18 protein-coding genes are annotated in these 19457 nt (G+C 68.7%); 3 read left to right on the forward strand and 15 right to left on the reverse strand.

Annotated features, from left to right (window positions below):
- Nucleotides 1-10: 10 nt before the first annotated feature.
- Nucleotides 11-3244, reverse strand: a complete 3234-nt coding sequence (locus SYV04_RS02035; RefSeq protein WP_321543855.1) for a PAS domain-containing sensor histidine kinase — start codon at nt 3242-3244, stop codon at nt 11-13.
- Nucleotides 3245-3450: 206 nt separating this feature from the next.
- Nucleotides 3451-4566, reverse strand: coding sequence for a hypothetical protein (locus tag SYV04_RS02040; RefSeq protein WP_321543856.1), 1116 nt, complete (start codon nt 4564-4566; stop codon nt 3451-3453).
- Between the two features lie 70 nt (nt 4567-4636).
- Here SYV04_RS02040 and SYV04_RS02045 point away from each other — a divergent pair, with 70 nt between their 5' ends.
- Complete coding sequence (locus SYV04_RS02045; protein ID WP_321543857.1) at nt 4637-6388, forward strand: hypothetical protein; 1752 nt, start codon at nt 4637-4639, stop codon at nt 6386-6388.
- A gap of 9 nt (nt 6389-6397) precedes the next feature.
- Entirely contained in the window at nt 6398-7165 is a 768-nt protein-coding gene (locus SYV04_RS02050) for a hypothetical protein (RefSeq protein ID WP_321543858.1), read from the forward strand.
- 95 nt (nt 7166-7260) lie between these two features.
- On the opposite strand, the gene SYV04_RS02055 is transcribed toward SYV04_RS02050, so the two are convergent.
- The 7 genes from SYV04_RS02055 to SYV04_RS02085 all read right to left on the reverse strand — a co-directional run bounded on the left by SYV04_RS02055 (nt 7261) and on the right by SYV04_RS02085 (nt 10397).
- A complete protein-coding gene (locus SYV04_RS02055) occupies nt 7261-7545 on the reverse strand; it encodes a hypothetical protein (protein ID WP_321543859.1) in 285 nt (94 codons plus the stop codon).
- 50 nt (nt 7546-7595) lie between these two features.
- On the reverse strand, nt 7596-8036 hold the full coding sequence (locus SYV04_RS02060) for a hypothetical protein (protein WP_321543860.1): 441 nt from the start codon (nt 8034-8036) through the stop codon (nt 7596-7598).
- A 30-nt stretch (nt 8037-8066) separates the two neighbouring features.
- Complete coding sequence (locus SYV04_RS02065) at nt 8067-8267, reverse strand: hypothetical protein (RefSeq protein WP_321543861.1); 201 nt, start codon at nt 8265-8267, stop codon at nt 8067-8069.
- A gap of 55 nt (nt 8268-8322) precedes the next feature.
- Nucleotides 8323-8538 (reverse strand): DUF3618 domain-containing protein, encoded by a 216-nt coding sequence (locus tag SYV04_RS02070; RefSeq protein WP_321543862.1) that lies wholly within the window; start codon nt 8536-8538, stop codon nt 8323-8325.
- A complete protein-coding gene (locus tag SYV04_RS02075) occupies nt 8528-8977 on the reverse strand; it encodes a phage holin family protein (RefSeq protein ID WP_321543863.1) in 450 nt (149 codons plus the stop codon). Before SYV04_RS02075 ends, SYV04_RS02070 begins: the two co-directional genes overlap by 11 nt.
- A gap of 139 nt (nt 8978-9116) precedes the next feature.
- On the reverse strand, nt 9117-9884 hold the full coding sequence (locus SYV04_RS02080; protein WP_321543864.1) for an endonuclease/exonuclease/phosphatase family protein: 768 nt from the start codon (nt 9882-9884) through the stop codon (nt 9117-9119).
- 12 nt (nt 9885-9896) lie between these two features.
- On the reverse strand, nt 9897-10397 hold the full coding sequence (locus SYV04_RS02085) for a hypothetical protein (RefSeq protein WP_321543865.1): 501 nt from the start codon (nt 10395-10397) through the stop codon (nt 9897-9899).
- Between the two features lie 176 nt (nt 10398-10573).
- On the opposite strand from SYV04_RS02085, the gene SYV04_RS02090 reads away from it, so the two are divergent.
- On the forward strand, nt 10574-11575 hold the full coding sequence (locus tag SYV04_RS02090) for a M23 family metallopeptidase (protein WP_321543866.1): 1002 nt from the start codon (nt 10574-10576) through the stop codon (nt 11573-11575).
- 18 nt (nt 11576-11593) lie between these two features.
- On the opposite strand, the gene SYV04_RS02095 is transcribed toward SYV04_RS02090, so the two are convergent.
- The 6 genes from SYV04_RS02095 to SYV04_RS02120 all read right to left on the reverse strand — a co-directional run bounded on the left by SYV04_RS02095 (nt 11594) and on the right by SYV04_RS02120 (nt 19382).
- The gene (locus SYV04_RS02095; RefSeq protein WP_321543867.1) at nt 11594-12379 is read right to left on the reverse strand and encodes an enoyl-CoA hydratase/isomerase family protein; all 786 of its coding nucleotides are present in this window, start codon (nt 12377-12379) and stop codon (nt 11594-11596) included.
- A complete protein-coding gene (locus tag SYV04_RS02100) occupies nt 12322-13026 on the reverse strand; it encodes a TetR/AcrR family transcriptional regulator (protein ID WP_321543868.1) in 705 nt (234 codons plus the stop codon). Before SYV04_RS02100 ends, SYV04_RS02095 begins: the two co-directional genes overlap by 58 nt.
- 84 nt (nt 13027-13110) lie before the next feature.
- Complete coding sequence (locus SYV04_RS02105; RefSeq protein ID WP_321543869.1) at nt 13111-14643, reverse strand: hypothetical protein; 1533 nt, start codon at nt 14641-14643, stop codon at nt 13111-13113.
- Between the two features lie 150 nt (nt 14644-14793).
- Entirely contained in the window at nt 14794-15144 is a 351-nt protein-coding gene (locus tag SYV04_RS02110) for a helix-turn-helix domain-containing protein (RefSeq protein ID WP_321543870.1), read from the reverse strand.
- An 80-nt stretch (nt 15145-15224) separates the two neighbouring features.
- Nucleotides 15225-17783: an LPS-assembly protein LptD gene (locus SYV04_RS02115; protein ID WP_321543871.1), complete on the reverse strand. Its 2559-nt coding sequence runs from the start codon at nt 17781-17783 to the stop codon at nt 15225-15227.
- A gap of 48 nt (nt 17784-17831) precedes the next feature.
- A complete protein-coding gene (locus tag SYV04_RS02120; RefSeq protein ID WP_321543872.1) occupies nt 17832-19382 on the reverse strand; it encodes an AMIN domain-containing protein in 1551 nt (516 codons plus the stop codon).
- Nucleotides 19383-19457 lie beyond the last annotated feature (75 nt).

The following is a 19457-nucleotide window of genomic DNA, read 5'->3' on the forward strand; positions in this document are numbered from 1 at the left end:
CCGCGCGTCCTCACTCCTCGGAGCCGAGGGAGGCCGCGCTGGCGGCCACCTCATGCGAGGGGTGGGCGCCCAGCAGGGGGAGCTCGATGGTGAAGGTGCTCCCCCTCCCCGGCTGGCTCTCCACCTGGATGGTGCCTCCCAGGGCCAGGACGATCTGCCGGCTGATGTAGAGCCCCAGGCCCAGCCCTCCGTAGTTGAGGGGGGAGACGGCGCGCTCGAACTTCTCGAAGACCCGCCCCAGCTTCTCGGGCGCGATGCCGATGCCCTCGTCCACCACGCTGAGCAGGGCCCGGCCCTCGCGGCGCTCCACGCGCATCACCACCGGCCTGCCAGGCCCGTACTTGATGGCATTGGAGAGCAGGTTGGCGACGACCTGCTCGAGGCGCGAACTATCCCAGGCGCCCACCACGGCCTCCGGAGCCTGAACGATGAGGGGGCACTGGGCGCGGCGGGCCTGAGGCTCGAAGCGCCTGGCCACCTCGCGCACGACGGCGGCCAGGTCCAGGGGCTCGAGGCTCAGCGACAGCCGGCCCTCCGTCAGCCTGCCGACGTCGAGCAGATCGTTGATGAGCTCGACGAGCTTGCGGACCTGCGCGGACGAGCTCTCCGCCGCCTTGCGCACCCGCTCGCGGAGCTCCTCGGACGACAGCTCGGCCGTGGAGTCCCGCATCAGCGCGTGGAGCCGCATCTGCAGCGGCGTCAGGGGGGTCTTCAGCTCATGGGAGGCCACGGTGAGGAACTCGTCGCGCAGCCGCACCGCCGCCTGGAGCTGGGCCTGCATCTGCTTGAGCTGGGTCACGTCCTGAAGAACCAGCAGGGCCGTGGCCGGGTGACCATGGGAGGCGGGAATCATCGTTGAGTCGATGAGGAGGAAGTGGCGCCCCGAGGGCGTCTTCCAGATCACCCCCGCTCCCTGGACGCGCTCTCCCCGCGCGGCGCGAACCCCCGGCACCTGCTCGAGGGGCATGGGCGTGCCATCCTCGCGCAGCAGCTCGTAGAAGCGGTCGTATTCCTCCGTGGGAACGCCCATGGGGAAGGTGCCTCCCGCCATCCGGTGGGCGATCTGGTTGGCGAAGAGGACACGGCCCGTCCCCGGCTCCAGCAGCAGCAGCGCGACGGGCATGAAATCGAGGACCGAGCGCAGCCACTCCTCCTGGCTGGCGAGGTGGTGGGCCCACTCCTCCAGCTTCTGGCGCGTCCGCACCTTGTCGGTCACGTCGATCGCGAAGCTCATGACGGAGTCCACATGTCCCTGAGCGTCGCGCAACGGCTGGTAGCGGACGTCGAAGAAGCGCTCCTCCTGCGTCCCTGGGCGGGGGCTGGCCCTGAAGGCGACCTCCGTGGTGACGATGGGTTCTCCCGTCTCGTAGGCGCGGCGAACCATCTCGGAGAAGGAGTTGGAGCCCGTCGCGGAGAACACCTCTTCCAGCGAACGCCCCAGCAGCTCCCTGTCATGCGACAAGCGCCTGAAGATGGGATTGACCAGGGTGAAGACCTGCTCCGGACCACTCAGGATGCTGATGGAGGCAGGCGTGCTCATGAGGATGTCCTGGAGGCGCGCGCGCTCGGCCTCCACCTCCGCCTCTGCCTGCTTGCGGTCGGTGATGTCGTGGACGTGGGCCACGAAGCCCTGCACTTCTCCGTGGGCGTCGCGAATGGGCGAATACGTGCATTGCACACAGACCCGCTGTCCGTCCTTCCTCTGGTAGGAGGTGTCGTAGCGAACGGTCTCGCCGTCGAGAGCCTTGCGGGTCCAGTCCTTCACGGTCACATAGCGCTCCCGGAAGATCTCGCGCACCGTCTTGCCCAGGAGTTGCTCCGGAGGGACACCGAACCACGTCTCGTGAACCTGATTGCAGAAGAGCACGCGCTCGTCTCGATCGATGTAGCTCACCAGGGCCGGAAGGGCGTCGGTGATGTTGCGCAGCTGCTGCTCGCTCCGGCGGGCCTCCTCCTTGCTGAACTCCAGCTCCTGCTGGGCGAGGCTCTGCTCCGTCACATCCCGCTGGGTTCCCCACGCACGAACGAGACAGCCCTCCTCCACCACCCCGACCAGGCTGCAGAGGAACATCTTCAGCTTGCCGTCACGCCCCTGCTCATTCGAGGCCGCGTTCTCCAACCGGTACCCGCTGCGGATGAAGGCTCGCAGGAACCCGACGTCCGCCGGGCGGGTGCGGACGAAGACCTGATCCAACCTGCGTCCCACCAGGGCAGAGGGGGAATGGAGGCCATGCATCCTCGCCATCGCGGCATTGCCCTCGGCGAGGTAGCCCCTGCGGAGCATGGCTTCGATCTGTTCGTCCTCGGGCAGGTCCACGGCGATGGGCGGGGTCAGCTCCATGCGCCAGATGCCCTCGGTGCTCTGATTGATGAAGGTACGGTAGTGCTCTTCACTCAGCCGGAGCGCCTGGGTGGTCCTCTGCAGCGACCGCTCGACCTGCTTGCGGGAGGAGATGTCCTCGGCCACGCCAATCCACTCGAGCACGGAGCCATCGTCATGGAAGACCGGGACACAGCGGACGCTGACGTCGCGGTACAGGGTGCGATGGTGCTGAAGCTGGAACTCCCCTTGATAGGGCTCGCGCCGCTGCTGGGCAGCGGTCCACTCGGCCACCACCCGAGGCTTGTCCTCCGGATGGATGGCGGCGAGCCACCCCTGGCCCCGCTGCTCCGCCTGGGTCTGGCCCGTGAAGGCCTGCCAACTCGAAGCAGGCTCGGTGATTTCCCCCTGGACGTTGAGCGTCCATACCGTCTGGGCCGTTGCCTCCACGAGGGAGCGGTAGCGCCGCTCGCTTGCCTTGAGGGCCTCGTCCGCCTGCTTCTGCTCGGTCACATCCGTGATGACCGTGCCTATTCCACACAGGGCCCCTGCCCTGTCGTGTATCGGGTAGAAGTTGACGCGCCAGTTGCGGCGAACCCCGGGCGCCTTGGGCATCTCCGCCAGGAACTCCAGGTCGACGAGCGGCCGCACCTCCTTCAGGACCTGGCGGTAATGGGATTCCAGCAGGCACCAGAGGTCCGGCATGACCTCCTTCACCTCGCGCCCCAGGTGAGCCTCGATGGGAATACCGGTGTAGCCCGCCAGGGTCGCGTTGAGGTGAAGGATCCGGAGCCGCGGGTCCACGAAGACCAACCCCATGGGGGCGAGCGCCGCCATGGTCTTCAGAAACACCCAGGTGGGCGCCTCGGTGTTGTCCTCGATCGCCAGCGATGGGACCGAGGGCTCTAGGGCCTTCTGCGGCATGACCCGGTTCCCTCCTCGTGGAGATCTCCTTGTCAAAGGTTCCAATCGCGACAAGGGGCAGCAACGAGGGGCCGTTGGGGGCAATCGTGCGGACGCCCCTCCGGGAGCGTGCGGGCTGGAGGGGCGTCACGGCGAGTGGCTGGCTGACCTCACGCTGGAGGGGCGCGGGCGGCAGGCAGGCGATCGCCAGCAGCCGGGCTCGGCGCCTACCCTGCTTCGATCTCCAGCTCGATCTTCTCCTCGAGCTTGAGGCGCAGCAGGTGGCCCGCGAAACGCTCTGCCTCCTCGCGCGAGAGGATGTTGCGGAACTCCGAGCCCTCGGCGACCTCGACCTCCATCACCGGCCCGCGCTGCAGCAGCCGGAAGAAGTCCTCGCCGCCTTCCGGGCGGGGCACGAAGAGTGGCAGGAAGCCCTTGAGGGGCAGCACCTGGCTGGGCGCGCGCACGCGGGCCTCGAGCGCGGTGGCGCTGGGACGAACCTCCGCCTCGGTGACGCCCTCATCGGCATAGAGGGGCGCGGGCGGCAGCGAGACGTCCTCGGTGGAGTCATCGAAGAGGAAGCCGTAGCGGGAGGGGATCCGGCCACAGAGCAGGAAACAGAGCAGCACGGCCTCATCACTGCCCACGCGGGCGATATGGAGGATGGAGCGCGTGGCCCCCACCTTGCGCAGGAGCAGTTGGAGGCTGGGGCGCGAGGCCGAGAGGTAGCGGCGGACGCGATCGGTCAGGGTGGCGCGAAGCTCTCCGAAGGCCTCCTGATAGAGGGCCTCGGACTCCGCCGCCTTGCGCTCGAGCTCCGCTCGGGACTGGGAGATGCGCCCCTCGGCCTGGCGCAGGAATCCGTCGGCCGGGGAGGCGGGCACAAGCGCCGTGTCCGTGCTCGGCTTGGGCTCGACGCCGGCGGCGCGCACGGCGCCGATGAGGAAGGAGCCCTGTTGATCCAGCCGCTCGCGCTCCTCGCGGAAGCGCGACCGGGCGGCGGCATGCTCCAGCTTCAGCTCCAGCCAGGCCTCGTACGCGGTCTCCAGGGTCTCCAGGGTGCGCATCCGGGCCAGGAGCGCTTGAGGTCCCTGGCTGCCCGGCGTGGTGGGCGCCTCGGTGACGGCGGGCAGATCGCGCGGGGTGTCCCGGCGATCACTCTCACCGGCCTGAGGCTGTTCGGATGCCCCCGCCTTCTCGGCGCGTGGGCCCGGAACGGTCCTCTTGCGTCCGGAGGTGACGACGCCACCCGAGGAAGCCGGGGACTTCTTCGGCGCCCGGGTCTCGGACTTCGACTTGCTCCCCGACCCCGAGCGGCGCTTCGAGGTCTTGTCCTTGGCCATGCCCCGGAGTCTACCCCCGAGACCCCCTGGGTTCTCCAGTGTCGCGCACGCGCCTGCGTAACGTGGCGTCATGACACTGCGAACGCTTCGACGGATAGCGCTCGTGCTGCTGAGCCTCTGGGGAGCGGGCTGCGCGGGGGGCTCCCGGTACGATGACGGCTGCGGCTTCATCGCGGGCTGCGGGCAGCTACGGGCCCACCGGAGGCAGATGCGCACGCTCCAGCAGAGGAGGGACGCGCTCACGCTGCCGAACGAAGGCACCTCTGGAGCAAAGACACCCGGCAGATCCGTGCTGGGGACCTATCTGGAGTTCCTGCGCGAGCGAGAGGAGCAAGTGCAGCGCTCCAAGGTAGCGGAGGAGCCCAGAAGGCGAGAGCGACGGGTGCTGTGGGAGATGCAGTTATGGACGCTGCGCCAGAGCGACCGGGAGCTGCGGCGTCGCACGCCGGAAGAGGTGTACCGGGAGTTCAAGGTGGCCCGGGAGCTTCAGGACCGCCATGAAGCGGAGCGCCAGGCAGCGGTGGATGCGAAGCTGGAGGAGTTCTTCCAGTGGGGTGAGCGACGCTGGGCGGAGGTGGCCCGAGAGCGAGTGCGGCGGGTGGCTCCCAGGCACCTGCTGACGGAACATCCGCTGCGCACCCAGTCCCAGGACGCGCTCACCGGAGCGGTGTTGGACTGGGCGTTGACCCACACGAGGGACGAAGACTTCGTGCGTAAGAGTCCCAGCGAGGTAGCGCTCTACCTGCTGGCGCGGCGCGGTGCCCTGGCCACGGCGCTGGAGCTGGGACGGTATGCCCCGCCGCACCTGGACTACACGCCCCCGGAGGACCACCGACCTCCTCCCGAGGAGCTGGTGGTGGAGTTGCTGTACGGCATGTTGCCCGTCGTGGGCGAGGTAACGGACGCCGCCGGCCTGCTGGTGGGCTACAGCGTGACGGGCCGCGAGTTGGACGCGAACGAGCGGCTGTTGTGCGCGGTGGGCGTGCTGGTGCCTTTCGTGCCGGGACGAGCGCTTTCGGGTGGAGGGGAGCTGCTGGAGCGGGCTGCGCTGCTGACGGGCCGGAGCCTGGACGAGGTGCGGGTGTTGCAGCGGGTGGCCTCCCACCTCAGTCCGGCTGAAGCGGCCCAGGTGGAGACGCTGGTGCGCCAGGCAGCCCGGGGCCAGCGACTGAGCGAGGAAGACGTGGCCTTCCTGCGGCGGGTGGCGGCGGGGCTGGAGGCTCCCCTGCGTGAAGCCGCGGAGGCATTGCGACGCGGAGGCAAGGTGCCGCTGGTGGGCTCGCGACTGGGAGAGGCGGGAATCCGCCTGGAGCCGGGCAGCGCCGAGCACATGGCGCAGGCGTGGGTGGACTACCAGTTCCGCCATCCGGACCGGTACCCCCGCTTCCGCTTCGACATCGACGGGAGCTGGCGCAAGCAGTACGAGACCATCCTCAAGAACAAGGAGAAGGGCACCGCATTCGAGCAGTCGGTACTCCAGGCCCGAGGGCACGAAAAGAACCGGGCGCTGATGATGCCGCCGCCTGGGGGTACGGAGCGCGGCTTCATCCCGGATGCGGTCTCCAGCAACCCCACCCCTGGAGAGCTGGTGTGGGGCCAGCCCTATCATTTCATCGAGGTAAAGGGACGTCAGGAGCTGGCGCTCACGGGGAACCTTCAAGCCATGCTCGACTATGTGACCGAGCATGGGGGTTCCATCGAACTCTGGATTCGCTCCAAAAAACATCCTGAAAGCTCGACACGATTGACTTCCCCCCTCATCAAGCGATTGCGTGAAATGGAAGAACGTGGGCAAGCGACGGTACGTTCCTTCCCTCTCTGATCAGGCCCGATGAAGCACGTCACGACCTACATCACCTTTCCGCCGGGTGTTCCATCGGGCGCGGTGGTTCGCGAAATCCTCCAGCGGGCCTTCGAAACGTACCGCTGGTTCCGGCCCATGAAATACGGGCAGGCCTCTCTCGATGGCCGTCTCGATCCTGACCGCATCGACTTCGACGCGCTCGTGAACCTGTACGAGCGGAAAAGCAATCTCACCGTCACGACCCGCACGGATCGTGACTACCTCATTCTGTATCCAGCAAAGCCCATCGACCCTCCCTACACAGGCAAGCTCATCTGGGCCACCTCCGCTGCGGAGGCCTCGAAAGCCGCCTGGAGGTCCAACCACCTGCAGCAAGTCCTCACGCTCATGCGGCTCGTCGGCTCACCCCTGGCGCAGGCCGGACTGGATGCGGACTACGAGCGCAAGAAGTGGCGCCTCGTGCCAGACCCCGATGGCTTGGCCGCGACAGAGGTCTACACCGTGCGCGACTACAGCGAAGGGCTGGTGGGGCTCACCTGGCGTAACTTCCTCGGTCCTCCCTTCGTTCGCCTCTTTGGCGAGCGCCTCGCCTCCCTCCCCTCGGAGACCCGGCAGGAGCTCGGAGACGACACCGTCCTGATCCAACCCTACGCGCTGCCCGCTCAGGCCGGCACGTCCGAAGCCACCGCGCGTGAGCGCCAGCTCATCGCGCACCTGGGCCCCGAGTGCTTCTACGATCACGAGCACCACCGCAAGCCCACCCGGCTCCCGGAACTCCCCTCCCCGCCCGCGTAGCGCCCTCTCCGCCCCGCAAAGCAACGGGCCTCTGCCCGAGCGCGAAAGCCGCGCCCGAGAGAGGCCCGAAGGATGCCGGCCCGTGGCCCGGCGAATCAGACGTTGCGCGAGACGTTCTCGCTCGTGCGCGAGGTGCCCGCGCCCGTGAGCGCGTCCTGGCCGCCCTGGATGCGGTTGCGCAGATCATTGCGCAGCTCGTTGCCAGGCTTGGGAGCGAGCATCAGCCCGACGCCCACGCCCAGGAGCACACCCACCGTGAAAGCGCCCAGCGCGGGCAGCAGCTGGTCGGTGGCGCCCTTACGGGTCTCGAGGCCGATCAGGCTGAGCAGATCGTCCTTGTCCATCTTCTTGAGGTCTCGAATGTCGCGGGTACTGAACATGCGGAAGGTCTCCGGGTTACGAGGGGAAGTTGTGGTGCGCGTGCGACGGATCAGCTGATGTTGCCAGGACCGCCCGTCCGGGGCGAGGTTCCGATGCCCGAGGCACCCGTCTGGCCGCCGGCGCCACTCTGGCTGCCGACACCGGCCTGGTAACCCTGGAGCGCCGCCTCGGCCATGCCGACCAGCTCGTCCTTGACAAAGGGCAGCGCCGCCAGGCGCACGCCGAGCCGGAGGATGCGCGCCGTCAGCGGGGTGAAGAGCCCACCGCCCAGCACGTAGCCCACGCCGAGCGCGGCCGCCACCATGCCGTACGGGTGGCGATCCACGCGGCCCTTGATGTCCAGCGTCTGGCCCAGGTCGCTCACCGCGCTGCGCGCGTTGCCCCACAGCTCCGCCGCTTCCGAGCCGATCTGATCCACGCGCTGGCCGAAGCCGGCGTCCTCGCCGCTGGCCTGCGAGCCGTTGTTCGGAATGCCCTGATAATTCGCCATGGTTGTCTCTCGTTTGACCGAAGGAAGGGGTTAGCGGCGCGCGGCGATCTTGCCGATGAGGAAGCCCACGGCCACGGCGCCGATGAGGCAGGTGCCCGGGTTGGCGCGGATGAAGCTCACCGCGCGGCTGTTCAGATCCACCAGGTTGCGCCGCGCCTCCTCAATCTGAGGGACGATACGCTCCTGGATCTCACGCGCCCGGTCCTGGATCTGCTGCGGATTCATCTCCATCGAGGCCATCTCCTATCGGTTGGGAAATACGTTGGTTGGGTGAAGGAAGGGTCGATCAACGGCGCTGAGCGATCAGAAAGCCGACCATGAAGGCCGCGCTCACGCACAGCAGCGGGCGCTTGTGGACCCAGGCGCGCCAGTCGGTGGCCTGGGCGACTTCGTGGCGCAGGGCGCTGACCGAGGTGGCCAGCTCCGCGCGGGTGCGCTCGATCTCCGCGCGCACGGCGGCGGGGGTACGAGGCTCGGCCTTGGGTTGTCCATTACTGGGCATGAGGGGGCTCCTTGAGCACGTTCCGGGGCTGCGGCGGCGCGGCGATGGCGTTCGGCGTGGTGAGCGCCGCCATGCTGCGCGAAAGTTCCTCGGCGCTGTCATTCATGACCTGCCGAGCCTTGATGCGGGACAGCGCCGTCAGGATGCCGACGATGCCTCCCACGAGGTTGAGGGCCCCCACCAGCGCCAGCCCGCCGGCGTAGCCCAGCCACGGGGCGAGCGCCACCGAGAGCGCGCCACACATGAAGAAGTAGCCCACCAGCAGGAAGGGCACGAACACGGCGATCCGCGCCACGTCCAGCCCCATGGCCTTCGCATCCTCGGCCAGCTCCATCCGCGCCAGGGTGATGTGCTGAGACACCAGGCGGCTGAATCCATCCGCCATCCGTCCGACGATCGCGGAGATGCCGCGATCCGTCTGTTCCGTCCCCAAGTTCATCTGCTCTCCGGCCGGCGCAGCATCTGTCCCACAGACGGAGCCAACCTAGGCACCCGTCCCCGCCACGACAACCCATCGCGCGGCGAAAGTGTCCAGCGGACGCAAGCGTCGGCCAATGAACGCCGCTGGAGCGCCTAGGCTAGCCGATGAGCTGGACCGGTGCCGAGACCACCGGGGACTCCTCCCGCACCGGCGCCTCGAAGCGCATCACCAGGGGCAGATGGTCCGAGGCGACCCCCGCCAGCGCCGAGCGGTGTGGCCGGATGGAGAGCGGCCGAACGCCCGTGTCCACGAAGATGCGGTCCAGCCGCAGCAGGGGCACCCGCGAGGGGTAGGTGCGCGCCGGGGACTGCAGCTCCAGCGCCGCGTCGTGGATCGCCCGGCGCACCAGCGAGGGCACCGGCTTGTTGCCCCAGTAGTTGAAGTCGCCGCACACCACCACCGGATCCTTGCGCACCGCATCCCGGAGGATGTCCGCCGACAGCAGCAGCTCCTCCTGGGCCCGGCGCTCACCGATGGACAGCCCCAGGTGCAGGCAGAAGACGTGAAGCTGCTTGCCTGCCCCCAGGTCCAGATCGCACCGCAGCGCGCCGCGAGGCTCGCGGCGGGGCACGCTCAAGTCGTAGTTCTTCGACTTGAGGATCGGCAGCCGCGTGAGGATGGCGTTGCCATAGCGGCGGCCCTGGCGCACGACGTTCGGCCCGAAGGCCATGTGCATGCCCAGCAGATCCGCCAGGTGCTCGGGTTGATCCTCGCGTGTCGTCTGCCCCCGGAAGTCCCCCACTTCCTGGAGCGCGATGACGTCCGCGTCGATCTCCCGGAGCACCTCTCCGATGCGCTGCAGATCGAAGTGCCCGTCCGTGCCGATGCCGCTGTGGATGTTGTACGAGACGAGGGTCAGCTCCACGCCCGCAAGCCCTCAGCCGTGGACGAGACGCAGGCGACGGGCGGCCAGCCGCACCACCTCGACCGGCAGCGAGGCCAGGCGCGTGGCGGCCTTGGTCACATCGCCGATGCCCCCCTGGATCGCCTCCAGCTGACGCGACGCTTCATCCAGCAAGTCCTGGAAGCGTCCGCGCGGCGGCAGCTCCTCGGTCATCGGCAGCGCGCCAATGGGCTGGGTGTTGCGGTTGAGCCGAGGCGTGGCCGCGGGCGACTCCACGCGAGGCGCGGCCTGGATCGGCGGCTCCTCGGGGAGCACGTCATCCGAGACCTCTGGGGCCTCGCGGCGCATGGCGGCGCGGGCCTTGAGGATCTCCTCCGTCTCCGCGTGGCTCTTGCCGTAGTGGACGCCCCCGTCCTGCTCCGGGTGCGAGTGGCGCGAGTCCGCCAGGTGCTGCTTGTCCTGGCGCCGCATGCTGCGGCTGCGAGGCTCCGAGGCCGGCACCTGGAAATGATCGAAGCTATAGGAACGAGGCATCCAGCATCCCCCCATTGATGGAAGCGAGTTCGTCCAAGAAGCTAGGCAGCCCCTCCTTCCATCGGAACGCCACCCACCCACATTTGACGCTTGGACGTTCGCTCTTCGACCATCCAAACGAGCCTTGCCGTCTTGGGGTCGGAGTAGCGACCAAGCCGGTGTACAACTGCGCCCCAATGGCGTCTCCCGCGATCTCCCGTTCTCGGACCTCGTCCCCCTTCTCCCTCACCCGCCTCTCCCTTCTGGCCTTCGGCCTCGTGGCCCTCGGCGCCCAGGCCGGCACCCCGAGCCTCTCCGTGCAACCGGGGACGGCCAAGCCGGGCGATCCCGTGCTCGTCACCGTGAGCGGCCTGGGCGGCGCTCCCACGGGCACGATCAATGGCAAGGCCCTGCGCTTCTACCAGGCCGAAGGCGTCTGGCAGGCCATCACCGGGCTCGGCGTGGAGCACCCCGTGGGCACCACCGAGGTGAAGGTGGTGGGCAAATCCGAGACCGAGGGCACCCCGGTGGAGCTCGCGGGCACCCTGGACGTGATGGAGCCGGGCTACCCCGAGCGCCAGCTCAAGGTGGCGGGCAAGTACGTCAAGCCGCCCGAGTCGGTGAAGGCCCGTATGGCCGAGGATCGCGCCGCGTTCGCCGCCGCCTTCTCCCAGTCCTTCCGCGCGCCGCTGTTCCAGAGCAACTTCGCCTGGCCGCGCCAGGATCGCATCACCGCGCCCTACGGCGACCGGCGCTCCTTCAACGGCAAGCTCCAGAGCCAGCACTTCGGCGTGGACATCGACGGCGACACGGGCACCCCCATCACCGCCGCCAATGACGGCGTGGTGGTGATGACGCGCGAGAACTACAGCGCGGGCAACACCGTCATCGTCCACCACGGCGGCGGGCTCTACACCAGCTACTTCCACCTCTCGAAGATCGACGTGAAGAAGGGCGCCAAGGTGAAGCAGGGCCAGAAGCTGGGCCTGGTGGGCAAGACGGGCCGTGTCACCGGTCCGCACCTGCACTGGGGCGTGAAGGTGGATGACCTCTGGGTGGACGGGCTGACGCTGCTCAAGCTCGACTTCTTCGCCCCGACGGAGCCGCGCCTGGCCACCACCGCGGGCGAGCCCGCGGCTACCCCGGTGCCCGCCGCCGTCCAGGGCGAGGGCGCGTCGGCCCTCACCTCCAGCCCGTGACGGCGGGCCTCGTCCGCCTCAGCGGTCGTTCCACTTCGGAGGACGCTTCTCCAGGAAGGCGGTGATGCCCTCGGCGGCATCCTCCGCCATCACGTTGAGCGAGAGCTGCGAGGAGAGCAGCTCCAGCGCCGCCGGCAGCGGCAGATCCTCCGCGGTGAAGAAGGCCCGCTTGCCCAGGGCCAGCACCGCCTGACTCTTGCCGGCGAGCTTCTCGGCCAGCGCGCCCACGGCCGCGTCCAGCTCCGCCGCCGGCACCACCCGGTTGACCAGCCCCAGCGTCAGCGCCTCGCGCGAGGGCAGCCGGTCTCCCGTCATGACGAGCTCCAGCGCGCGCTTGCGGCCCACGTGCCGCTGCAGCAGCGCCATCATCATCATCGGGAACAGCCCCACGTCGATCTCCGGGGTGCCAAACTCCGCGGACTCGGCGGCCACGGCCAGGTCACACGCCAGCACCAGGCCCAGCCCTCCGGCCAGCGCGTGCCCGTTTACCCGCGCCACCGTGGGCTTGCGGCAACCCTGGAGGCGCGTGAGCAGCGCCGCATAGGCGCGCCGGCCCTCGTGCATGCCCAGGAAGCCCCCCTCGCCCATCTGCCCCAGGTCTCCGCCCGCGCAGAACACCTTCTCCCCGGCGCCGGTGAGCACCAACACCCGGGCCTCGGGGTCGGCCTCGGCCCGGGAGATGGCCTCCATCAGCTCCTGGACCACCGAGGCGGACAGGGCGTTGCGCGCCCGGGGCCGGTCGATGGTTACGAGCGCTTGGCGACCTTGGGTCGCGTAGCGGACTTCTCGCGTTCCTTCTTCCATGACACCTCCGAGACGGCCTCCTGCGTGAGCACGCCCTGCAGGAAGGAGCTCGCGATCTGCTGCTTGGCCTGCTCCAGCTTGTCCGAATCCTTGGTGTCCACCACGCCCATGACGAGCGAGGTGAAGCCCATCTCGATGGTGCCGAAGAGCAGCATCGCCGACAGGCGAGGGTCCACGTCCTCGCGCAGCTCGCCCGCGGCCTGGGCCCGCACGAGCATGTCCGAGCACAGCTTGAGGGTGTCGGAGAAGGCGGTCTGCCGGTTCACCCGGCCCACGGGGCTACGCGCCACCTCGACCACCAGCACCTTGACCGCCCGGGGATCCACCCGGAAGGCCTCGAACACCACGTCGGTGATGCGCTGGAGCTTCTGCGCCAGCGTCCCCTCACCCTCGGAGATCGCCTGCACGCGCGTGAAGAAGCCGCTCCAACACGCATCGAAGACGGTCTCGAGCAGCTCGTCCTTGTTCTTGAAGTAGTGGTAGACGAGCCCGTAGGCCACGCCCGCCTCTTTCGCCACGTCCGCGATGCGGCACCCGTGGTAGCCCTTGCGAGCGAACACATCGATGGCGGCACGAAGGATGGTGCGGCGTCGGTCTCCCTCGCGCGCACCCGCCTCGGCCGTCTTGCTGCTCTGCTGCTGGCTCAACTCGCCCTCCGCGACCGACTGACTCGGAAATCAGCCGCGGAGGACGGTACGGACGGCGAGGCCGCCGGTCAATGGCCTTGCGCGTTACTCCACCTGGCCCTTGATGGTCGGAGCGCTCACCAGCACCTGGTGGCCGCCCTCCTGGGAGGCCGTGTAGAGGCAGGAAGCGTTGACCTCGAAGGGGATCATCGGCACGAACTTGGGCTGGTCACCCTGGGGATCGTGCGTGTCGCGGAACAGGTAGCGCTCCACGTTGAAGGCCGGGTAGGTGAAGGCCACGCCCTTGGGCAGGTTCTCCACGACGACCGGGCCGATGGCGCCGCCCGAGCAGCCGTCGCCGCCCTCGTTCTGGGCGATGCGGTTGTACCAGGGGTCGGCCAGGAGGAACGTGGAGCCGGCGGCCTGGAAGTGCAGGATGGTGACGAGCGCGCCCGGCACGGGGTCCAGCTGGCGCACCACGGGGGTGGGGTTGATCGGGCTCTCGGTGCGGTCGGTCGGGTGCGGCCAGCCCGTCCACAGCAGGCGCTCCTGTACCCAGATGAGGGTGCTGGAGTCGAACACGCCGTTCTTGCCGTCCCAGCGGGTGTTGCCGTTGGTGTCCACGAAGCGCTCGTTCACGTCCCAGGTGCCGTTGTCGTTGTTGTCGACGAAGGGCTCGGTCAGGTCGATGAACGGCTCGCCGGGATCGTACTGGCCGTTGTTGTTGTTGTCGTCGTAGCCCTCCTCGCCCGTGGTGACGGCGATCATCGCCACCAGGTTGTCACGCGGGTTGTTCACGCGGTTGGGGCGCAGCGGGTCCACGCGCCGGGGCTCCGGGCGGTTCTCCTGCGGGTTGATGGGGATGCCGTAGTCGCGGATCGGGTTCTCCGTCCAGAAGAACGGCTGCATCCACAGCGGGGCCAGGTACTCGCCGGTGTGCGTGGCGTCGTTGTTGGTCGTCCAGCTGAAGGTGCCCGGCTGCGTCTCCTCCGGCAGCGGGTAGGACGTCTTGTAGAGGATCTCCGCGTTGCCAATCACGTTGGTGACCGAGCTGGCGCTGGGCCCGATGGTGCCCGCCTCGGTGATGAAGGAGACCTGGGCGCCGGCGATGCCGTCACCGTTGCGGTCGGCCACGTGGGCGATGCAGCTCGCCTTCACGCCGGCGATCAGGTAGCGCGTCTCGTCGTAGGCGCCGATGGCGTGCAGACCGCCCGAGCCCTCGCCCGAGAACTTGCCGCACTGGAAGGTGAACTGCTCGGCGTTGGCGGCAGCGCCCGCGAAGCTCACGGCCGGGCTGAGGGCCACCTTGTCGCCCGCGGTGGCGACCACCACCACCGAGGCCACGCGGCCCGTGGCGGTGATCTGCGTGGAGGCGACACCATCACCCACATTGGTGATGGCTTCCTTGGGGTTGAGCAACACCCCCGGAACCTCCGACTGCAGCCTGAAAATAACCGTGGTCCCCGCCTGGGGGATGCCGCGGCTGTCGACCGCCCGGAAGCGCACCGTGGTGATCTCTCCCAGCTTCGGCTGAAGGGGAGATTGATCCACGAACTCCAGCGTTGCGGGGGCCGGGGGCTCGCACGCCATAAGAAGGGCGCTCGCGAGCACCACACATGAGGCCAGACCCAGACGCATCAGAGGTCACTCCTTAAAAGAAAGGGAACAGGGCCGTGCGTCGGGGATGACGCCCAGCCAACAATTCCCCATCTTCCAGGGCTGCCCTGCGTCCAGTCAAGGACAGGCCACGGCGCCGCGGTGCTTGTAAGCGGGCCCGCGGCGCCGATCTTAGGCAGGCGTCCCGTTGAACATCACCCGGGCGACACCGAGCAGACGGTCTACATCCCGCGCCGTCAGGCCTCGCGCACGCGCGAAATCCGACAGCGGCCGGAGCAGATCCTCGGTCTGGGCGAGGGACTGCTCCGTACCTGCGAACAGCTCACCCAGGCTTACGCCCAGGGCATTGGAGAGAGCGGCGAGCGTCTCCACGTGGGCGACGCGCTCCCCTCGCTCGATCATTGAAAGAAACGACACACTGATTTGAGCCCGTTCCGCAAGCTCTTCCTGAGTCCAACGCTCCGGCCGCTGCGTGCGAAGCTCGCGGATGCGCTGGCCGATACGTTTTCCGAGTTCCGACACGAAGATATCGCCCTCCTGGCGAGATAATTGGCTTGAGACAACCACTGGGGGCATCTCGGGATTCCTCTGTCCGTCAACTTCTAGGACCCGAAAGCTCCGACCCCGGCCACACTGAGGTTGAGCCCAAAGTCAGGACGACTCTGGCCTCTGCGCAGCGTGGCCACACCCTCGATACGCCAGCAGTCACACGCCGGACCGTACGACACCCCCAGCACCTGCTGGGCCAGTGGCGACTGCATCTGAGCGAGTGGCTGCACCAGCGCCTCGTACCGCAGACCGAGCCCGATTCCGAGCGACATTCGCACGCCCGTCACGAGCAACTGAGCACGGGCCTGGCTTTCAGCCGCTGGACCAACCAGGGCGTCAATCCCTCGGCGGAGTCGATCCGAACCCTCTGCCAACAGGTCGTCATAACGGACATAGAGCGCCTCCCCTTCCCCATTATCAATCCATGTATCGAGGCTGAACTGGGCGATCTTGGAGGTATTGGGATCGAAGCGTGCCAGGGCTCCGGCATTGAAGACACCGGCACTGGCGTTGAGACGGGCATAGGTGTCCCGAAGGACGGGTCCTTCCTGCCCCGCTGGGGAACGCGCGCCGAAGGTAGGAGCGTGACGCGTCAGGTCGAATCCCTGACCCAAGCGAAGGCGCAACACCTCGCTCCGCTGGTCTCCCCTTTTGACTTCGAGGGCCTGGCTCACCTCTACCACCGCGTGGAGGAAGCCTTGCCCTCGTCCATCGGGTCCCACGGGGACCGCGGAGTCGATCTCGTCATAGATCTGCGGCGCGCGATCGGGCGAGGCGCCAGGCGAGGGTACCCCTCCCCACACCCCCGGGACGTACCGCAGCTGCACGGAGGGGATGAGGGTATGGCGATACCCCGTGGTGCGAGGCTGGTAGGTGCGCGCCAGCTCCGAGTCCACCATGAGGTCCACCAGCGGATAGCCGCGCTGCGCGAAGCGCCCGGAGACCTCGCCGAGATAGAGGTCCTGCCGGAGCGCCAGCGAAGGGGTCATCCGCACGAACGGCCCCAGCCCGAAGGAGGTGGACAGGCGGGGTGAGAAGTCGAGGCGGTTGCGGGCCTCGCGGTCCGAGGCGTCGAAAATGCCATTGGACTGGGTGGGGTCCGGCACGCCCTGCGGCAGACCGTCCGGGCCGGTGATGACCTGGGCCCGGTTGGGATCGAAGAGCCCGTCCTCGCCCTCGTCTCCAAAGGTCCGGGTCATCGGCGCCAGGCGGGCGAACTCCATGCGCAGCGCGGCCGCCCACCGGCCGGCGATCCGCCGCTCGGGCAGCGCGAAGGTGATGGAGGGCAGGCGCTGAAGCGTGATGGGACCGAGGATGGAGCGCTGTTCGGCGGGAACATCGATCGCGTCAGGCACGCGGTCATCGCGAAAGAAATGGAAACCCCAGCGGATGTCCTGGCGGAGGGACACGTCCAGCCCGGCATAGTGATCCTCGCCCCGGTGGTACACCACGCCGGTGCTGCGCAGGTACTGGGCCTCTCGGGCGACGAGGTCCGCGGTGAGATCGCGCGTGTAGAAGCCGTCCGAGACGAAGCCGGCGTCAATGCGATTGTAGAAGCCACTGCCCATCTCCTGGACGTGCTGCCAGGAGGCCTCTCCCCGTAGCCCGCGCGAAACATCGAGGGCCTGGGCATCCCCCACCCCACCCTCTCGGAAGAAGTTCCCGCTTCGGGGGTCTCGCAGCGGGTTCAAGTCATAGACGAGGCCCAGCGTCGCCCGGCCGCGGGTGCGCTCGCTGGGCACATAGCGGAACTCGTTGAGCAGGCGCGGCCCGCGCAGGCCGTTGAAGCGGGGCTCCCGGCGGGTAACGGCCTCGGAGAGCCTGTGGTCCTCCTGACCGCCGCCCGTGTAGTAGCCGGGGGTGAAGGTGAGGTCGTAGCTGCGCCCCAGGGTGAGGAAGACGGGCTGTTCGATGCCAAAGCCGCTGAGCCCGGAGGAGGTGGGGCGCGGCACGAGCAGGCCGGAGCGCCGCTCGGCCAGGGGCAGGTACAGCCAGGGCAGCGCGAACACGGGCACCGAGTGGACGTAGACGACCGGCCAGGTGAGCACGGCGCGCTCGCCCATGACCACCGAGGCCTCGTTGGCCTCCACGCGCCAGCTGGGCTCACCGGGGCCGCACTCGCACGGGGTGAAGGCCAGGTCATCCACCACGAAGCCGTTGGGTCCGGTGCGCTTGATGCGCGTGCCGCTGATGAGCACGGGCGTCTCGCCCATCTGCCGGAGCTGCTCGGGGGTCTCCGCGCTGCGCAGCGCCTCCTCGGTGACGCCGCGCTTCTGCATGAAGAGGCCACCCTTGACGTTGGCCTCGTTGGACTTCATGTCCACGTCGACTTCGTCCGCCACCGCGGCGAACAGGCCGCTGACGAACATCACCTTGCCGGCGGCCCGGGCCTTCTGCGCGCCCTGGTCGTACGTGACTTCATCCGCGCGCAGCACCACCTCGGCGGTGCGCAGTTCGGTATGGCCCCGGGCGGTGAGCAGCTGTTGGTCCGGCTCGTAGACGACGTAGTCGGCCGCCAGCTCGACCGTCTCGCCGGTGGGCAACTGGATCTGCGTGGCCAGGGGGATCTGCGCCGAGACGAGCAGCGCAACGGTCACCGGGAGGAGCATCATGTCCCTTGCGTCTCAGCGGCGGCGAGCGCGCCGGAGCGGGCACCCGGCTCAGGGACGAGGCGGGCGGGGGAAGTCCAGGGAGATGGTGTTGCCCTCCTGGCGCGTCTGCACGGGCACATCCGCCTTGAGCTTGATGGACACGCGCACGGAGCGGTCCGGCCCCACGGTGGGGTCCACGCGAGCCACGGCGGTATCGAAGAAGGACGTGTCGAGCGCACGGGTGTTGTTGCCCTTGCCGATCTGCGTGTTCTCCAGCTCGAGGACGATCTCGTTGCGGCCCTCGGAGACTTTGTAGCGCACCGGCTCGCTGGTGCGAATGTAAACGCGAGAGGCACCCGCCTGCTGCTGGAAGCCGACGATCTCCAGCGTCTTGCGGCGGACAGAGATGCTCGCCTCCGCGGAGGACGGAGCGCTCACGGGCTCCTCGCGGCGCGACGGGGGCGCGACGTTGGCCACGCGCGTGGCCTCCCGGCGGTTGCGCTCATCCACCACGGCCAGCCGTGCCGCCTCGGCCTCGGCGGCCCTGCGGCGCTTCTCCTCGGCCTCGGCGTCCTTCTTGGCCTCGGCCGTGGCACGCGCCTCGTCCTCCCGGCGCCTCTTCTCCTCGGCGGCGGCCACGCGGCGGGCCTCGACTTCGTCCGCCTTGCGCTGCCGCGCCTCTTCCTCCTGGCGCTTCTTCTCCTCGGCAACGGCCAAGCGGCGGGCCTCGGCTTCGTCCGCCTTGCGCTTCTTCTCCTCCGCCTCGGCCAGCTTCTTGGCCTCGGCCTCGGAACGCGCCTCTTCTTCCTGGCGCTTCTTCTCCTCGGCGGCGGCCACGCGACGGGCCTCGGCCTCGTCCGCCTTGCGCTTCTTCTCCTCGGCTTCGGCCAGCTTCTTGGCCTCGAGCGTGGCGCGCGCCTCGTCCTCCTGGCGCTTCTTCTCCTCGGCGGCGGCCAGCTCTCGCGCGCGGCGCTCGCCCTCGACCTTCTGGGTCGCCTCCGCGCGCGCGGCCTCCTCCTGCTTGCGGCGCTCCTCCTCGGACAGCTTCGCCGTGGCCGCACCCTGCTCCTGGGTCTCACGCCCCGCCTGGGCCGTGGTGGCCGCCTCCGCCGCCGCCTGCTGCTGGGCGCCGCGCTCGGCCTGGGCCGCCTCAGTGGCGGCGATCTCCGTCTGCCGGGGGCTCGTGTCCGTCGGGAAGGTCTCGGTGGGCGCCTGGGCCACGCGCGTGCCCCCCGCCGGGTCCAGCACCTTCACCACCAGCACGCTGCCGGACACCTGGATGTCCGTCTCCACCTCGCGCACATAGCCGATGAGCACCCGGGCGATGGCCGAGCCCTCCGCGCCGTAGTTCGCCGTGCGCAGGCCGGTGATGAAGCCGTTGTTCACCGCCAGCTCGTCCGGCACCTGGGTGAGCACCGCCTCGGAGATGTCGATGACCAGCCGCGGCGGATCCGGCATGGTGAAGGTGGTGAAGTTCGGCTTCTTGCTGCCGGTGATCTCCACCGTGGTGCCGCTCACCTTCACCGCGGTGATGGTGTTGAGCTCCACCTTCTCCTGCGCGAGCGCGTGGAGGGGCGCCAGCAGCACCCATCCCAGCACCCACAGCGCGAGGGCCTTCATCGAAACCACGCTCCTTCTGCAGAGGGCGTGAATGTAGAGCAAGCCCGCCCTGGCTCCAATTTTCCACCCGGCGTG

The organism is Hyalangium ruber (assembly GCF_034259325.1).
Lineage (GTDB): Bacteria > Myxococcota > Myxococcia > Myxococcales > Myxococcaceae > Hyalangium_A > Hyalangium_A rubrum.

Coding starts and splice junctions, on each gene's coding strand:
- SYV04_RS02035 (WP_321543855.1), bottom strand. CDS start 3,244: ATGCCGCAGAAGGCCCTAGAGCCCTCGGTCCCATCGCTGGCGATCGAG.
- SYV04_RS02040 (WP_321543856.1), bottom strand. CDS start 4,566: ATGGCCAAGGACAAGACCTCGAAGCGCCGCTCGGGGTCGGGGAGCAAG.
- SYV04_RS02045 (WP_321543857.1), top strand. CDS start 4,637: ATGACACTGCGAACGCTTCGACGGATAGCGCTCGTGCTGCTGAGCCTC.
- SYV04_RS02050 (WP_321543858.1), top strand. CDS start 6,398: ATGAAGCACGTCACGACCTACATCACCTTTCCGCCGGGTGTTCCATCG.
- SYV04_RS02055 (WP_321543859.1), bottom strand. CDS start 7,545: ATGTTCAGTACCCGCGACATTCGAGACCTCAAGAAGATGGACAAGGAC.
- SYV04_RS02060 (WP_321543860.1), bottom strand. CDS start 8,036: ATGGCGAATTATCAGGGCATTCCGAACAACGGCTCGCAGGCCAGCGGC.
- SYV04_RS02065 (WP_321543861.1), bottom strand. CDS start 8,267: ATGGAGATGAATCCGCAGCAGATCCAGGACCGGGCGCGTGAGATCCAG.
- SYV04_RS02070 (WP_321543862.1), bottom strand. CDS start 8,538: ATGCCCAGTAATGGACAACCCAAGGCCGAGCCTCGTACCCCCGCCGCC.
- SYV04_RS02075 (WP_321543863.1), bottom strand. CDS start 8,977: ATGAACTTGGGGACGGAACAGACGGATCGCGGCATCTCCGCGATCGTC.
- SYV04_RS02085 (WP_321543865.1), bottom strand. CDS start 10,397: ATGCCTCGTTCCTATAGCTTCGATCATTTCCAGGTGCCGGCCTCGGAG.
- SYV04_RS02090 (WP_321543866.1), top strand. CDS start 10,574: ATGGCGTCTCCCGCGATCTCCCGTTCTCGGACCTCGTCCCCCTTCTCC.
- SYV04_RS02095 (WP_321543867.1), bottom strand. CDS start 12,379: ATGGAAGAAGGAACGCGAGAAGTCCGCTACGCGACCCAAGGTCGCCAA.
- SYV04_RS02105 (WP_321543869.1), bottom strand. CDS start 14,643: ATGCGTCTGGGTCTGGCCTCATGTGTGGTGCTCGCGAGCGCCCTTCTT.
- SYV04_RS02115 (WP_321543871.1), bottom strand. CDS start 17,783: ATGATGCTCCTCCCGGTGACCGTTGCGCTGCTCGTCTCGGCGCAGATC.
- SYV04_RS02120 (WP_321543872.1), bottom strand. CDS start 19,382: ATGAAGGCCCTCGCGCTGTGGGTGCTGGGATGGGTGCTGCTGGCGCCC.